Here is a 16,592-nt window from a genome sequence, read left to right as displayed (position 1 = left end):
ATAAAAAAATTTAATCATTTGAAATGAGTCGGAATCCATTGATAGCTTTTTCCATCTGCTGAATAAATATGCCCAATCCCCGGAAATGGTAAATGTGGTGCAGCAATCGTTTGTCCATTCTTGGCAAAATTCGCAAATTGTTTTAAACGGGTTTGTACTGCTTTTTTCGGATCAATATCATATTCGATCGCCGTTTCAGGTTTATCAAATTGCACGGTATGTGAATGGACAATATCACCGATAAAGACTACAGATTCACCTTTGGTTTTTAGTTCATAACTAAAATGTCCTGGTGTATGTCCCGCCGTGTTAATGACTTTAAAGCCCTGAATTTCATCACCGAGTTTATAGGTTTTAAAGCGTTGTTTGGCTTGGTAAGGCGCAATCGCTTGTTTAATTTTCTCAACCGTACCTGAGTAATTGGCTTGTTTTTCTTTCGGTAGTTTTGCTGCCTGTTTGGTATCTAACCAATAATCGGCTTCGTCACTAGAAACATATACGGTTGCATTTGGAAAGTTGGCTTTCCCATCTTTACTGATGCCGCAGACATGATCGGGGTGTAAATGTGTGAGTAGAATCGTATCAACTTGTTCAGGTTGATAGCCCGATGCTTTTAGGTTGGTTAATACTGAACCTAAATGAGCACCAAAACAACTCGCTGCACCGCTATCCACTAATATCAGAGATTTTCCTGTATTGGCGAGGAACGCATTGATAGAGGTTTGTACGCCTTTATCTTGATCTGCATAGTATTTCTTTAAGATTTCTTGCACTTGTTGTTGAGAAATATCTTTAAATAAGTTTGGCGACATAAAGTTGGTACCATCGAGCAGGGCAGTGATTTGTACGTCACCTGCGTGGTATTGATAATAGCCTGAGACTTGCTTTTGTTGTTCAATGATTGGCAGAGTTTTGCTTGTTTCTGCATGACTCAGTAAAGAGAAGCTGCTCAAGAATGAGACGGAAAAGAGTAGGGTGGTTTTTTTCATAGGATTCTTAAATGTATAAATAAATGATATTGTGGCAAGAAAATACAATTTTAAAAATCATAATTCAATGATCATAACTTTAAGTATTCTTACTTAAAGGAATTTAAGGGGTAACTATGCTTTCAATTACTAATCCTGAGGTTTTGGAAATCTTAGAAGATTTTCATGGTGGTATGCTTCCTTTTGCGAAAGGAAACGACAAATATTTAGTTTTTAAAATACCCAAAGAATGTATTTTGACTGTTCAGAAAAATAAAAAAATGGAGATATTGCTAGATACAATTAGTCTTGATGAGAAAATTATACCTGTACTCTTAGCCATATTTCATGATGATGAAGTTGAACCTCTTATTCTAAAGAATCCATTATTTGATGAAGACTTAAAAATATATCAAGAATTCTTTTTAGTAGATCAAATTAAAATTAGTTTTTTTAATGAAAATAATTATGAATTAATGTATTACGAGGCAAAAATTGAAAATATAGGATTATTTATTGAGAATTTGAAAGCTATGGAGTGTGTAAGTTCAACAAGTATTAGTCAATATGACTTTATGGTTGCTTACTGTGATTGGGAAATTGTGGATAAAATTAATTATGATTCAAAAATATTAATTTCATTATCCGAGTCACTTTTTCCAGATGATTTTGTAATATGTGATTTAAGACCCAATGTTCTAAATTATGCAACTGATCAGGAAGCATTTATTACTCAGCTAATTAGAGAAGATAATCCTGGGGCACTACAAGAACAAGAGATTGCAAAAATGCTTTCACGTATTTTTCTGCCCGAAGAAATTTTTGTTAACCCTCTAAAGCTAGAAGATGGAAAAGAAATAGCAGATATTATTGTGATAACAGAACAGGAAATCTTTTTGATTCAGGCAAAAGATACTCCTAATACCGAAGAAATACTATCCGCTTCATTAGAAAGAAAGAAAAGTAAAGCTTTAAAACACTTTAAAAAAAGCTGTAGATCAATATAGAGGAGCTGTAAGGTATATTAATAAAAAGAAAGAATTATCATTTAAAATTGCAGATGAAAATTACAATTTCTTAAATATAGATAAAAAAAAGATAAAATCTATGATTATTATCAAAGAACTTTTTTTACATGATTATTCAGAATATTCTAAAATAATGTTGCAAAGTATAGAGCGGGAAAATAGCCCTTGTCTTTTTTGGGACTTTATTGATTTACAAGAAAAAACTATGGTATTTAAAGGTCAATTAGAGCAATTCAATAGTTTTTATGATAGAACCTACAGTCGAGCTATGGATGACCAAGAATTTTTAAAAGTAGTGTTAGCTGGTAAAAATTAATTAAATTTTTCGAGAAAAAGCCTCTACATCAGTAGAGGCTTTTCTTTTAAGGTTTAAATCTTAAGAAACTTTATCACCAGCTTTAGCGCCAGATTCAGGTGAAATCACCCAAACACCTTCGCCATTACCTGCGGCAAGTACCATACCGTTAGAAATACCAAAACGCATTTTACGAGGTGCAAGGTTCGCGACCATCACCACTAATTTGCCTTTTAAATCTTCTGGCTGATAAAACTCACGAATGCCACTAAACACATTGCGTGGTTCAGCTTCACCTACATTTAAAGTGAGTTGAAGTAATTTATCAGAACCTTCGACAGTTGAAGCTTCTAAAACTTCAGCTACACGTAGGTCAACTTTCATAAAGTCTTCAATACCAATAATTTCAGCTTCACCCACTTTAGGTTCAGGCTTCTTCTCGGCTTTCTTCTCTTTTTTCTTTTCCACTTTTGGCGCTTCTGCCGCAGCAGCTAAAGAGTCTTTAGATGCATCAACCATTGCAGCAACTGCTTTAGGATCAACACGCTGCATAAGCGGTTGGAATTGAGCAATTTCATGCGCAACGAGGACTTGCTGACGAGATGTAAAGTCAAAGCTTTCAAGTTGTAAGAAAGACTGAACTTGAGCCGCAAGTGTTGGAAGCACTGGAGCTAAGTAAATCGCAAGCTGACGGAATAAGTTGATACCAACTGAGCAAACATCATGAACTTGTTGTTCTTGACCTTCTTGCTTTGCAAGTGCCCACGGTTTTTTCTCGTCAATATATTGATTCGCTTTGTCTGCAAGTGCCATGATTTCACGAATAGCCGCAGAAAATTCGCGTGCTTCATAGGCTTGAGCAATTGAATCGCCCGCATCAATAAAGCTTTGAACCAATTCAGGCTCAGCACAAGTATTTGAAAGCGTATTATTGAAATTGGTATTAATGAATTTTGCACAACGGCTGGCAATATTCACCACTTTACCAACAAGGTCAGAGTTTACCTTTTGAACGAAGTCATCCAAATTCAAATCTGAATCTTCAACTTTGTCAGAAAGCTTAGACGCAAAGTAATAACGTAAATATTCAGGATTCAAGTGCTGTAAATAAGTTTCAGCTTTGATGAATGTTCCACGAGACTTCGACATCTTCTGACCATTCACTGTCAAGAAACCATTCACAAATAAACCTGATGGGGTACGGTAGTTTGCACCTTCAAGCATTGCAGGCCAGAACAGTGCGTGGAAATAAACGATGTCTTTACCAATGAAGTGATAAACTTCTTTATCGCTGTCTTTTTTCCAGAAATCATCAAAGCTTAGATCAGGACGTTTAGTTTTGATGTAGTTTTCAAAACTCGACATATAACCAATTGGAGCATCTACCCAAACATAGAAATATTTGTTTGGAGCATCTGGAATTTCAAAACCGAAATAAGGCGCATCACGCGAAATATCCCAATCTGATAAACCTGATTCAAACCATTCATCTAGCTTGTTGGCAATAGACAATGGTAAACGACCTTGATCACGTGTCCATTTCTGTAAGTATTCTGAGAAATTCGGTAGTTTAAAGAAATAGTGATCTGATGATTTCTCAACTGGCGTTGCACCACTCAATGTTGAGCGAGGGTTTAATAACTCAGTCGCGTTATAAGTTGTACCGCAGACTTCACATGAGTCGCCGTATTGATCTTCCGCTTTACATTTCGGGCACGTGCCTTTAATGAAACGATCAGACAAGAACATGCCTTTTTCAGGATCAAATAATTGTGTGACAGGACGAACAGCGATATTGCCTGCTTCACGGTTTTTGATGTAAATCTCAGATGCACGTGCTTTGTTTGCATCGCTATGAGTTGAATCATAATGATCGAAATGCACACCAAAACCATCAAAATCACGAATGTGTTCTTTCTGAACATTGGCAATTTGCGCTTCAGGGCTGATGCCATTCGCTTCAGCACGTAACATGATCGCTGTACCATGAGCATCATCCGCACATACGTAAGTCACGTCATGACCCATTGCACGCATCGCACGAACCCAAATATCTGCTTGGATATAACCGAGTAAGTGACCCATATGGATAGGACCATTGGCATAAGGAAGGGCATTGGTGACTAAAATTTTACGCACGGATATTGTTCTCTCATTCGTATTTACAAGGTGGATGATTTTACATGACTTAAGAGCGACTTGCACAAGGGAATCGGTGAAATCTTTTTAGCCTGAAGGGAATCTTATTTTGAAACTTCATACAAGCTTCACTTTGGCTTCAATCAAAGTACATCTGTTTGATCGAGAATAATCACAATATCAAAGAGAGGAAAATAAAAATGAGGTCTTGGTCATTAGTTTTTTCATCAGTCTCAGCCAGTTTAGTTTCTGTTTTTAGTTTTGTGATTCCATTTTGTTTGTTCTTAAATTATCGACAGAATCATCTGCTTCATGTAGTCAGTGATGGCATGGAAGTTATGATGTATTTGACCCCAATCCTCATCGTTTTGGCTTTTATCTTTTATCTGATTGTTTTTGCAGTATTGAAACTGCCCACTCAGATTTTTGATTCATACCAGTTTTTAAAAATAAGTTTTGTGATCTTAGTTGCTTGGGCTTTACTTGTCTTAACGATTCTGTTCGAAGATCAAGTGAACCACATTGATTTTTCAACTTTAAAAATTGGTGTTGTGATGTATTTCATGATGCTGCCGATTTTAGCTTTGAGTTGTATGGGGGCGAACAGTTGTTATTTTGTGATGAATAAAATAAATCAAAAGAAGAATGCGATTCTATTTTAATTAAAAAAGTATGCATCCCGAAGGATTACATACTTTGCATCTGCTTAACGGTCACACTTTGCTTAGAATTCTTTCTTAAAGAGATGATTTTCCCTTTAGATAAGAAATGGATGTGATAGCTTTTTAAACTATTGGTTTTTGGATCAACTGTAATTTCGGCAAATAGCGGTGTTTGCCAAAGTTCATCACTTCCTAAAGTTCCCAACCAAGCTTGAGCTTTAATTACAGCGGTAAATTCATCTTTAACTTGTAAGTCGCTAATGCTCATTTCGCTGCACCAATGAACGGTCTTTGGAAATTCAACTTTTGAAAATTTCCAACAAATTGAAAGTGCCAAACTTGTTGCGATTCCAGCATAATCGTTGCTTTCATTATGAATGACAGGAAGTAATTGTTCTGCCAAATCACCTTCAAAAGAATCAATCATATTTTGAATTCTTTTTTTACTCGACAGGATATAGTTCAGTCGCTTTTCTTGAGCTTGCAGTTCATGTTGAATTTCTAAAAGTTCATTTTCATTCATAGATAAAGCTTTATCAATAAAGTTAGGATTACGATAATGCAAAAGTATATCTGATCTTATTGTTTATATTGTGAATAGTTTTTAATTGAAATTTGATGGTTGTAAAAATGATCGAAACACCAAGACTGATTTTGCGTCAATGGTTAGAAACAGATTATTCAAGTTTTGCAGAGATGAGCGCTAATCCAGAGGTTATGCGGTATTTTCCAAAAGTTCTAACTCGCGCTGAAAGCGATGTATATATAGATAAATTAAAAGCAATCATTCAAAAACAAGGTTGGGGTTTTTGGGCAGTGGAATTAAAAGAAACCCAACAATTTATTGGTTTTGTGGGTTTACATGATCAACCCACACAGTTTTCCTTTTCACCTTGCGTTGAAATTGGTTGGCGCTTAGATCAAGCTTTTTGGGGGAAAGGTTATGCACCAGAGGCGGCAAATGCTGCCTTAGCTTTTGCTTTTGATCAGTTGAAATTAGAAAAAGTTGTATCTTTTACCACACTAGATAATAAAAAATCTCAAAAGGTGATGGAGAAGATAAAAATGAGAAAGATCACAGAATTTCAACATCCTGCTTTAGATCTGAATCATCCATTAAGCTGGCACGTACTGTATGAAATATCTAAACAGAAGTATAAAGGGTAAAACTGCTGTTATTCTTTTATATGAATTTTATATCTAAAAATTCAAAAGGTTATCGAATAGAAATGATTTGAATCATCCTGTATCCCAATTGTTTCAATTTGCAGCAATTCCTCTAAATATCCGTAGAATCTTGTATAACTATAACCGAAAGCAACAGTAATTTATGACGATATAACAAGAGGAACAAGACATGAGTAATGACAAAATTGATCAGTTAAAAGAGTTCGCATCAAAAGACTTGGAGCAAACTAAAACAGATTTACAGCAAGCCAAAGATAAAGTCAGCGAACTTGGAAATGACATCAAGCAGAAAGGTCAGGAAACTGTCGAAGACGTTAAAAACTTTGCAGCTAAAGATCTTGATCAAACGAAAGCTGATCTGCAACAAGCAAAAGATAAAGCGAATGAGTTGAAGCAAAAGGGTGAGCAAGCTTTAGATGATTTAAAAACAAATGCAACGGATCAGTATGGTGAGGGTAAAGCTGCTTTATCTGCTAAAGCAGATGAGCTGAAAGAAAAATTGGCAGATACTCAGCATGCAGCCAAAGAGAAATTAGATCATTTAAAAGAAGAAGCAAGCCATAAGTTAGAAGATGCCAAAGCAAAAGCTGCTGAATTAAAAGATGAAGCAGCTGCTAAGCTTGAAGATCTAAAAGCTCAAGCGAGCCATAAACTGGATGATTTAAAGAAAGCTGCAACAGATACATTAAATAAATTCAAAGGTTAATCTTTTGATGACTATTTAAGATTCACGCTTATATTCAGAGAAGAAAACACGTTCATAAAAAATGAGCAATTATCTTCTCTGGGATGAGCGTCCAATGTTCAATACTGCTAAACTAGCCAAACTCAGTGATATATTGATCGTCTGTTTTTGGAGTAAACAAAATGTCGTGGCTTTCTTCCTTAAAATCTGTTTTTTCACCAGCACAAGAAGTGAAGGAAGATGAAATTCAAACTGTTTTACAAAATTATGTGCTGCCACATTCTGAAAATGCATTAAAAGATCGTATCAGCCAAGTGAATGTACAAGGTCGAATTTTACAACTCACGATTAATACTTTTCCTCAAGAAAAAGATCACTTACGACAGATTCACGATGAACTCGCTGAAGCTCTGGAAAAATGCGGTATCCAAGAGTTAAATTTACATATTATTCAGCAAAAACATGCAGCGCATGGTGAAGCAGGTCATAGCTGCTCATCGAAGCCAAAAGCAGAAAATAGCAATTTACCACCTGTAATGGATGCTTCTCCTAAAGCGGAAGTCGATCCCAATAATCCACCGATTCAAAAAGCTGCACCGCAACAACGCGATGTGGCTGCACATCCACGTATTCAAAATGTAATATTGGTATCGTCGGGAAAAGGTGGGGTCGGTAAATCAACCACGACAGTGAATCTGGCGCTTGCATTGCAACAACTCGGTCTAAAAGTCGGTGTTTTGGATGCAGATATCTATGGTCCAAGTATTCCAACCATGTTGGGGAATGCGGGACGTACTCCACAAATTGAAAATGAAAATTTTGTGCCTTTAGATGCGTACGGTATGGCTGTGCTTTCAATCGGACATTTGATTGGTGCACACAATACACCTGTGGCTTGGCGTGGTCCTAAAGCGACTGGTGCATTGATGCAACTTTTTAACCAAACACTTTGGCCAGATTTAGATGTGTTAGTGATTGATATGCCACCTGGTACAGGTGATATTCAATTGACTTTAGCACAACGCATTCCAGTAACAGGCGCGGTGATTGTCACGACTCCTCAAAATGTTGCACTTATGGATGCGGTAAAAGGAATCGAACTCTTTAACAGAGTAAATATCCCTGTACTCGGTGTTATTGAAAATATGTCGACACATATTTGCTCTAATTGCGGACATGAAGAACAGATCTTTGGGATAGGCGGAGGAGATCAATTGTCTGAGCAATATGATATTCCTTTATTAGGACGTTTACCTTTAGACGCAAAAATTCGTGAACATGCAGATAATGGTAAACCAAGTGTGATTGCTCAGGATGCAGCGGCAGAGAGCTACCTCAATATCGCACAAGCTGTATTAAAACAAATGGATAAATTGCCAAAACGTCAGCGTGATGAAAATCGTATTTTCTAAATTTGAAAAGCCTCTAATTTAGAGGCTTTTTTTAATTTCATTATTTGATTGCAGTGCTTGTTTTCTTTTTTTCCAAGCATTCACTACGCTCCAACGCCAAAGTAAATGTGTAATTAAATAAAAACTAATCGCAAATAAAATTGCTTCAATCACAAGCCCTGATACGAGAATCTTCGCAAGGCTGAAATCAATATGACCATGACCAAAATTCTTAAGCCAATTGATAATTTGGTGTAAAACCCCTAAAAGCATATCGCTATTGATCATGTGCACATGATAAATTTTAGTTCCAAACCAAAAACCTAAATACAGAATTGGAACGACAGTGAGCGGATTAGTTAACCAAGCCATACATAGGCCAATAGGCAAGTTCACTTCAAACCATAACACAGTCAAAATAATGAATAGGCTATGAAAAGGGACAGGTAATATTCCCCAAAATGTTCCAATAAACATGGCTTTCGCAATAGAACGACGGTTCACATACCAAAGTAGAGGATTTAAGGTGCGTTCACCAAAAATTCTCATAAATTTTAGACTAGCAACTTTCTCTGATGAAGGCAGCCACTTATTAAAAAACTTCTTAGGCATAAGCGAGGGAACACATTTAAAGAGAAAAGTGAACGAATGTATATAAAATAACATTATTTACTTATTGAAAACTTAAAATAGCACCAAAGTTTATCTTGTTAAAAAATAAGAATACTTAGAATACGTTATATGTGTTGTATTTTAGCCTGTGTTTTTACTCATGTGACTCTTGAGTAGAGTGTACTTGTAATTAATAAAATATAGATAAAACATTTATTTAAATAGGCTCTCGTCATAAGTGCTTACAGTTAAAATTTTGCTATCATTTGGCAATTATATTAATCTGAATTTATCTTTTAGTGAGGTCATTCAATGATTTCATGGTTTTTTATTGGTTTAGTGATAACCATTTTGCTCACTCCTGGTCCAACCAATACTTTACTTGCATCCTCTGGTATTCAGGTCGGATTGCGTAAATCTCTATTGCTGATTCCTGCGGAAGCAATTGGTTATATTATTGCGATCAGTGCATGGGGAATGCTGATTGGTAAAGTCTCAGCGACATTACCTTTATTACCAACATTTTTAAAACTATTAAGTGCAGGGTATATTATTTTTCTTGCGATTAAATTATGGCGTACAGCAAATCAAGAAGTGATTTTAAATCAACCTACAATTCGACCTAGAGAATTGTTATGTGCGACATTATTAAACCCTAAAGCTTTATTATTTGCTTCTGCAATTTTCCCAACAACAGCATGGCAAACGCAAGAAATCTATGTTGCGCATATGAGTAGCTTTGTTGCACTCATTCTTCCAATTGCACTATTTTGGATTTCAGTTGGCGCTGTGTTGGCAACCAATAAAGTAAAATGGTTGTCTCAATCTAAGTTACAGCGTACAGCATCAGTTGTACTGATCAGCTTTGCCATTCCTATTAGCTATTCAGCTCTAATTAATCTCTAATTCTATTTTTCTGCTGCCTTGAACCATCTAGGTAGCAGGGTTCTGTTGTTTTCATTAATGTCGTTTTACGTTAAAGTACTCGCCAATCATTAACTTAGATTTTGGATAAAAGTCATGGCAATAAAATCTGATCGTTGGATTCGTGAAATGAGCGAAAAACACGGCATGATTGAACCTTATGCAGAGAATCAAGTCCGTTTCGATGAAAACGGAGAAAAATTGATTTCTTATGGGGTGTCTAGCTATGGCTATGACGTCCGTTGCGCACGTGAATTTAAAGTTTTTACCAATGTTCACTCTGCAATTGTTGATCCGAAAAATTTTGATGACAGAAGTTTTATCGATATCGAATCAGATGTTTGTATTATTCCACCGAACTCATTTGCTCTCGCACGTACGATTGAATATTTCCGTATTCCACGAAATGTCCTGACGGTATGTTTAGGTAAATCGACTTATGCCCGTTGCGGTATTATCGTGAATGTTACGCCGCTAGAGCCTGAGTGGGAAGGTCACGTTACGCTTGAGTTTTCAAATACAACGAATCTCCCAGCACGTATTTATGCGGGCGAAGGTGTTGCACAAATGCTATTCTTTGAAAGTGATGAAGTTTGTGAAACATCTTATAAAGACCGTGGCGGTAAATACCAAGGTCAAACAGGTGTAACTTTACCGAAAACCTAATCTGTTTCAATTTTTTATTAAGACACTGTGTTGAAAACACGGTGTTTTTTTTTTGACTAAAAATATTGAATAACAACTTCAGATGAACGGTACTGATAATAAAATTAAAATACTATACTATTCTGTATATTTATAATCTTTGGTCTAATTTTAAACATTCAGTAAACAATGTTTTTTAATGATAATTAAATATGGATTGTTATAACTATATTTAATTTGAAAAAAACAGGTAATAAAAATAAAGGTAGGGATATTTATATGAAGCAACTTAAATCTATTCAGTTTATGGTAATGGCTTTTGGGGGATTTTTTTTAAGTGATGCATATGCTAATTCTTCTAAATTATATAGTTTGACTGATACGGAAATGTCTGAGACTACAGGTCAGGCATTGATGAGTTTGACCTATATTTCTCCTAAAGATGCTCTTAATTTGGAGTCTCAACGTACAGGGATAACCGATCCTAGTAATGGAGGAATTGGTTTCTATAAGTTGGGATTGGAGGGTACGTTGGAGTTGAATCTTAATATTAAAAAACTTCAATTAGGTTGTGGTGGGATCAATGGTTCTGCAAGTAGTACCAATACTGGATGTGATATTGATATTGATTATCTAAGTTTGAGTGGATTAGGAAATTCTGCTACATCAAATACTGATAGTGCTTCAGATCGAAATGCACGTGCAGGTTCATCTGCATTATTAACAAATCCATTCATTCAGTTTGCTATAAAAAATCCAAATAGTGCTGCAACTCGTCAGGTTGTGGGACTTAATTTAAGTGCTGAAAAAGCTCTGGGATTAATAACTTTTGGTTTAGAAAATGGTCCAGCTAAAAGTGGAATTAATTCATTAAGTGGTTATATGCAAATTGCCGCGACTACAGGTATTGCCAATGTTAATGGTTTTGGCTCAAGTCTAGTGTCAGGTGAAAATGCTAAAGGTTCATTAAAACAATCTGATGGGTATGACCCAATTTCAGGTGAAGTCTGTTGTACATTGTTTGGTACGGGTAATATTCCTTTTACAACGACAGCCTATGACTTAAATCTACGAGATAGGGTTAGTGGAAGTAATGTCTTGAAAGGTGATTTAGTTTTAGAACAGCAAGCAATTACTGGAAAACGTATTACTAATGCGCCATTAACAGCCACAGCAAAAGTTCGTGATATATCTTTAACTGGAACAATTGATGCAACGGCAAGAGCTTTAGGTTTTATTAATGTTCCATTAACAGGTAAAAATGTGACTGGTACGATCCAAAATTTAATGGTTGATGTAGCGATTAATGAGGATTTAGGTTATTTCCATAAGGCTAGCCTCAATGGCACAGCAGCTTCGTTATCGTTGCAATCTCAAGATATCCAATGGACTAATAATGTTTCAGTTTCGCAAAAAGGTTGGTGGTTAGAATTTTCAAATCCAATTGATATTGGATTTATTGAACCAGCACTCAATGTTGATATTCCTAAAGCCACACTTAATGAAGCGTTTAGACAAGTGAGTAATTATTTGAAATCAGATGAAGGTCGAATTTTTTGCGGAAACAACTTAGCCAGTAATTGTCTATTTGGTGGTGATATTCCTGTTGGTACAGTCAATTTAATTAACGCGACACGCCCTCAAATGGGATTAACAAATTTAGAGTTGGCAACTCAAAAATTTACACCTAACTGTTATGGCACGCTAAAATTTTGCTAATTGTATAAAAATTCTAATAAGCAGCTTCGGCTGCTTTTTTATTTTTCATTTATCAGAAAAATGTAACATTTAGCCAGTTTGTTTTGCATTTGTGTAATTTATCAGCATAATGTAATCTTAAATGTCATAGGTAGAGCCTATGCTTTAAGTGATGCTAGGAAGCACATCGGTATTTAAGAGATTAAATCGCCTATAAAAAAAATGTGGTGCGGAGCATCGTTATCAGCAAAGTCAAGAAGACAAGAGTTCGTACAGTATTCACGAAAACAGAGTTTAGTGAGTTGGGATGATTTTTTAAATTGATAAAAATCATATTTGTACGGATATTTTAACATGGAGTTCGGTTTATGCGGCAGTATAAATTCTTTTATTATGCGATTTTTTTTGCTCTGACTAGCCTATGTTTTAATTCAGCATATGCCGAATCTTCGACACTCAAAACCCTGAGTGATAGTGAGTTGTCGGCTGCTACTGGTCAGGCTTTGATGAGTCTGACGTATATTTCGCCTAAAGATACTGCAAATTTAGAATCTCAACGTACAGGCATTACGGATCCAAGTAATGGTGGTATTGGGTTTTATAAATTAGGGCTTGAGGCACTCTTAGAACTGAACGTAAATATCAAAAAATTGCAACTCGGCTGTGGTGGCGTAAATGGCGCAGGTGCTTGTGATATTGATATTGATAACGTAAGTTTATCTGGTTTAGGTAATTCGGCAACTTCCAATACAGATAGTGCAACAGATCGAAATGCACGAGTAGGTTCTTCTGCTCAACTAACTAACCCTTTCATTCAATTCGCTATTAAAAATCCAAATAGTGCAGCTACTCGTGAAGTTGTGGGGCTGAATTTAAGTGCAGAGAAAGCATTTGGTTTGATTACTTTTGGTAATGAAAATAGTGCGGCACCGAATGGTATTAACTCTTTAAGTGGTTATATGCAAGTTGCTGCAACTACAGGTACAGCATTAGTTAATGGTTTCGGTACGAGTCTTGTGAGTGGTGAGGCTGCAAGGAATACTCTAAATCAATCTGATGGATATAATGCAATTACCGGTAAGGCATGTTGTGTGTTTTTTGTTCCCTTAGATTTTACTACGACAGCTTACAACCTTAATCTTCGTGATAAAGCGACAGGGAGTAATATTCTAAAAGGTGATTTAGTACTACCTCAACAAGTAATTACAGGTAAACGAATTAGTACGGCACCTTTAACTGCAACAGCGTTGGTTCGTGATATTGACCTTAGTGGTACTTTGAGTGCAAACGCAGGTGGCTTAATTAACCTAAATAATAAAAGTACATCAGGTATGATTAAAAATTTAACGGTTGATGTGGCAATTCAAGAAGGTTTGGGTTTTTTCCATAAAGCAAGTTTAAATGGAACAGCGGCATCATTGTCTCTTCAATCTCAAGATATTCAATGGACAAATAATGTTTCAGTTTCGCAAAAAGGCTGGTGGTTAGAGTTCTCAAATCCGATTGATATTGGAAAGATTGATCCAACTCTGAAAGTAGATATTCCTAAAGCTACTTTAAATGATACACTTGCTCAAGTAAGTCAATATTTGACGGATAATCCAATTCAGTGTGGTTCAGTTATTGCATCACAATGTCTTTTAGGTAGTGCAATTCCTGTGGGAACAGTAGATTTGGTAAATGCTGCACATGCAAGTATGACATTGATTGATTTGCAATTGGCGAAACAAGATTTCACCCCGAACTGTTATGGGACGTTGAAATTTTGCTAAGCCCAAAAAATTTAATAAGCAGCTTCGGCTGCTTTTTTTATTTTCATTTATCGGAAAAATGTAACATTTAGCCAGTTTGTTTTGCATTTGTGTAATTAATCGGCATAATGGAATGTGAAATAACATAGGTCGACCTATGATTTGAGTGATGCTTGGAAGCACTTCTCTCGTTTAAGAGATTTAAATCACTTGTATAGGATAAAAATAATGTGGTGCGGAGCATCGTTAACAGGAAGGTCAAGATGACTACAGTTCGTACGGTATCATTTCAAAAAACTGTTTTAGCGAGTCTAATTGGTTTTTGCATAAGCCAATCTGCTTTTGCATTACAAGAACTTTCAGATGATGGTTTAAGTCAAACTACGGGTGAGGGAATTGCATTACTACCACAAGATTCTTATTTTGTGTTCCGTGGTGCTGGTGCTAATGAAACTCAGGCTGATATCCTAGATCCTACAAAACGTATAAATGATACAGGATATATTCACTATCTGCCTGTAGGTGGTCTTACCTCTACCGTTCAAGATACGAACAAAGATGGAAATGTAAATTCTGCTGATCACTCGGTGGGTAAAGCAGATCTTTATTTGTATGGTTTAGCAATTTCTAGAAATGCAAATAATGATTCAAATAGCCGTCTGGATTCAGGACTAACCAGTGGTATTGCAAATGCTGCGATTAGAAGTTGGGGCACAGCGACTAACCCTTGGTTGTTTAAAGCAACTACAGCAAAAAATGTTCCCAATTTTAGTGCAAGTACTTGCTCAGGTGTAAGCGACTTATCTTGCCAAATTACCTATCTTAATTTAGAAGCACCATTATATGAAACTACACGGCCAACGACAGCTGCGAATGGATTAGATGCTTATAACTTAAAGTTGGCATTATGGGCGGATGCTTTTATTCGTGATCAGAGTAAAGCTGAAGGGAATGCTGATCAATTTAAGCTGGGTGAGTTATTTAGCACAACACATACACCAAGAACAGAAGAAGCTGAAAGAGCCAATAGACTTCGACTTCAAGGTGTTTGGAATGGTTTTAGTATCAATGGTAGCAATTTGCAAATGTTTCAGACATTGAAAGGTGCGACAGATGCAGGTGGTTTGAGTTATTTTTATAACAATACCTTTGGTATGTCTGGTATTTTGCGTTTTAATAGTGGTGATGCAAGTGGTCTAAGAGCGGGCATTACAAGACCTACCGTTAGTCGGTCACAGACGACAACATTGCGTTACTCTACTCAGGATTTGAATTACGTTGACTCAGGTACTGAACCTACTGATGCAACATTTAATGGTCGAATTTATCAATTAAGAACTAAAGATACGACTGATTCGATTGGTGCTTGGAGCTTTACCATGCCAACAGTCAATAGTGTACTGCGTTTTAGTACACAAGAATGTGGTTCTGGTAATCTAAATGGCTGCACGACGGGTACGGCACAAGGTTTATTGGCTAGTCCTGGTATTAGCGGAAGTGGTACAACAACAGCGCCGAACTTTTCACCAAATGAAGGATTGTTTATGTACAATCCTAATATTAACTTAGTTCTAGGCTCTTTATATCAGCCAGTTATTTTAGGCTCTGATGGTAAAAACTTTAGTTTGGAAATTACCAGAATTCCAAATAAAGAAGAAATTTATAAGAAAATTTATACAGATTACACTGGGTTAGATGCAAGTTATTTAGGCTCAACATGTAACGTTTATCAATGTGGTACAAGTGAATTAACAGGTTATCAAGGGGGATCTCCTCGTGATGATTATTCAGCGACAGCATTAACAAATAAAAAATTAGCGACTCATAGTAGTATCAGTATTGGAACAGTCGAAACTCCTGATAGTGGAAAGACACTTCAGGCTTTTAAAGGTACAGCCACTCAAGATGCAATTGGTATCTCATTTGGTTTAATACCAACAGGAACGACAAATATTGCTGCTAAAACAAATACATATTATCAACTTGAGGCACGTCTTCGTACTTATTATACCCCAATTGGATGTGTAGCTGGCGGATCAGGAACTCCTGATTGTACAAACAATACGACGAGTACAACAGCGAACCAACAAAACCGATGGACCTATGCAACGGGCTTGAATAGTACTGGTGTAGCTGCAAATCCTTATGGTGTGAATATTAACTCAAGTAGTTGGCGAAATTTTACATCATTCAGAGCGTATTTTGATTGGGCTACAGACGGTGGTCGTTGTACCAATGGAACGGGAACATCGAATACTTGTTTCGATTTCGCAATGACCGGTGGTGCTTCGAATGGTAGTGGTGAAGCGGGATGGATTGATGTAAAAAGTTTTGATGTAGCTGAAATTGCTGCTGGATATAATCCAACTACCGCACACACAGCCTACACAGCAGGTACAAACACCGCCCGTCAGATTACCATACCTGCTTGGGCAGCTTTACCAACATGGAATGCTAATCAGGGAACTGGGGCGAATTATAGTGGTACGAAGTGGACTTCTAATCCTGCACCCTCGACGCCAAATGTCGGTTTAAATAATATGGGATCAGCCGTAATTGATGGTTTACTGATCCAGCATATGAAAATAACAACAGCTGGACTATAA

Annotated in this window: 15 protein-coding genes; 11 read left to right on the top strand and 4 right to left on the bottom strand. The window is 36.4% G+C overall.

Translation table 11 applies throughout. From position 1 onward, the window contains the following. Positions 1-14: 14 nt before the first annotated feature. Positions 15-989, bottom strand: coding sequence for an MBL fold metallo-hydrolase (locus AC0JIQ_RS12740; protein WP_474201874.1), 975 nt, complete (start codon positions 987-989; stop codon positions 15-17). A 116-nt stretch (positions 990-1,105) separates the two neighbouring features. Between AC0JIQ_RS12740 and AC0JIQ_RS12735 the strand changes: the two genes are divergently transcribed. Together AC0JIQ_RS12735 and AC0JIQ_RS12730 are read left to right on the top strand one after the other, a co-directional pair. Further along, the gene (locus AC0JIQ_RS12735; RefSeq protein WP_474201873.1) at positions 1,106-1,975 is read left to right on the top strand and encodes a hypothetical protein; all 870 of its coding nucleotides are present in this window, start codon (positions 1,106-1,108) and stop codon (positions 1,973-1,975) included. A gap of 100 nt (positions 1,976-2,075) precedes the next feature. Beyond that, positions 2,076-2,312 (top strand): hypothetical protein, encoded by a 237-nt coding sequence (locus AC0JIQ_RS12730; protein ID WP_474201872.1) that lies wholly within the window; start codon positions 2,076-2,078, stop codon positions 2,310-2,312. A 60-nt stretch (positions 2,313-2,372) separates the two neighbouring features. Here the strand turns inward: AC0JIQ_RS12730 and metG are convergent, their stop codons facing one another. After that, positions 2,373-4,430 carry a methionine--tRNA ligase gene (gene metG / locus AC0JIQ_RS12725; RefSeq protein ID WP_474201871.1) on the bottom strand — a complete coding sequence of 686 codons (2,058 nt, stop codon included), beginning with the start codon at positions 4,428-4,430 and terminating at the stop codon, positions 2,373-2,375. Between the two features lie 200 nt (positions 4,431-4,630). Between metG and AC0JIQ_RS12720 the strand changes: the two genes are divergently transcribed. Next, the gene (locus AC0JIQ_RS12720; protein WP_474201870.1) at positions 4,631-5,092 is read left to right on the top strand and encodes a hypothetical protein; all 462 of its coding nucleotides are present in this window, start codon (positions 4,631-4,633) and stop codon (positions 5,090-5,092) included. 25 nt (positions 5,093-5,117) lie between these two features. Here the strand turns inward: AC0JIQ_RS12720 and AC0JIQ_RS12715 are convergent, their stop codons facing one another. After that, positions 5,118-5,615 carry a hypothetical protein gene (locus AC0JIQ_RS12715; protein ID WP_346511565.1) on the bottom strand — a complete coding sequence of 166 codons (498 nt, stop codon included), beginning with the start codon at positions 5,613-5,615 and terminating at the stop codon, positions 5,118-5,120. A 107-nt stretch (positions 5,616-5,722) separates the two neighbouring features. On the opposite strand from AC0JIQ_RS12715, the gene AC0JIQ_RS12710 reads away from it, so the two are divergent. The 3 genes from AC0JIQ_RS12710 (at position 5,723) to apbC (ending at position 8,377) form a co-directional block, all read left to right on the top strand. Beyond that, positions 5,723-6,259 carry a GNAT family N-acetyltransferase gene (locus AC0JIQ_RS12710; protein ID WP_474201869.1) on the top strand — a complete coding sequence of 179 codons (537 nt, stop codon included), beginning with the start codon at positions 5,723-5,725 and terminating at the stop codon, positions 6,257-6,259. A gap of 190 nt (positions 6,260-6,449) precedes the next feature. Next, a complete protein-coding gene (locus AC0JIQ_RS12705) occupies positions 6,450-6,986 on the top strand; it encodes a hypothetical protein (protein WP_004663689.1) in 537 nt (178 codons plus the stop codon). Between the two features lie 161 nt (positions 6,987-7,147). After that, the gene (gene apbC / locus AC0JIQ_RS12700; protein WP_474201868.1) at positions 7,148-8,377 is read left to right on the top strand and encodes an iron-sulfur cluster carrier protein ApbC; all 1,230 of its coding nucleotides are present in this window, start codon (positions 7,148-7,150) and stop codon (positions 8,375-8,377) included. Between the two features lie 18 nt (positions 8,378-8,395). Here the strand turns inward: apbC and AC0JIQ_RS12695 are convergent, their stop codons facing one another. Further along, complete coding sequence (locus AC0JIQ_RS12695) at positions 8,396-8,968, bottom strand: DUF2062 domain-containing protein (RefSeq protein WP_004663687.1); 573 nt, start codon at positions 8,966-8,968, stop codon at positions 8,396-8,398. Positions 8,969-9,280: 312 nt separating this feature from the next. On the opposite strand from AC0JIQ_RS12695, the gene AC0JIQ_RS12690 reads away from it, so the two are divergent. The 5 genes from AC0JIQ_RS12690 to AC0JIQ_RS12670 all read left to right on the top strand — a co-directional run bounded on the left by AC0JIQ_RS12690 (position 9,281) and on the right by AC0JIQ_RS12670 (position 16,592). Next, positions 9,281-9,874, top strand: a complete 594-nt coding sequence (locus AC0JIQ_RS12690; RefSeq protein ID WP_004663686.1) for a LysE family translocator — start codon at positions 9,281-9,283, stop codon at positions 9,872-9,874. A gap of 114 nt (positions 9,875-9,988) precedes the next feature. After that, positions 9,989-10,558 carry a dCTP deaminase gene (gene dcd / locus AC0JIQ_RS12685; protein WP_004663684.1) on the top strand — a complete coding sequence of 190 codons (570 nt, stop codon included), beginning with the start codon at positions 9,989-9,991 and terminating at the stop codon, positions 10,556-10,558. A gap of 258 nt (positions 10,559-10,816) precedes the next feature. Then, entirely contained in the window at positions 10,817-12,256 is a 1,440-nt protein-coding gene (locus AC0JIQ_RS12680) for a hypothetical protein (protein WP_474201867.1), read from the top strand. Between the two features lie 347 nt (positions 12,257-12,603). Next, a complete protein-coding gene (locus tag AC0JIQ_RS12675) occupies positions 12,604-14,007 on the top strand; it encodes a hypothetical protein (RefSeq protein WP_474201866.1) in 1,404 nt (467 codons plus the stop codon). 242 nt (positions 14,008-14,249) lie between these two features. After that, the gene (locus AC0JIQ_RS12670; protein WP_474201865.1) at positions 14,250-16,592 is read left to right on the top strand and encodes a hypothetical protein; all 2,343 of its coding nucleotides are present in this window, start codon (positions 14,250-14,252) and stop codon (positions 16,590-16,592) included.

Source organism: Acinetobacter sp. FB, from assembly GCF_056033405.1.
This window is presented reverse-complemented; position numbering and strand designations above follow the sequence as displayed.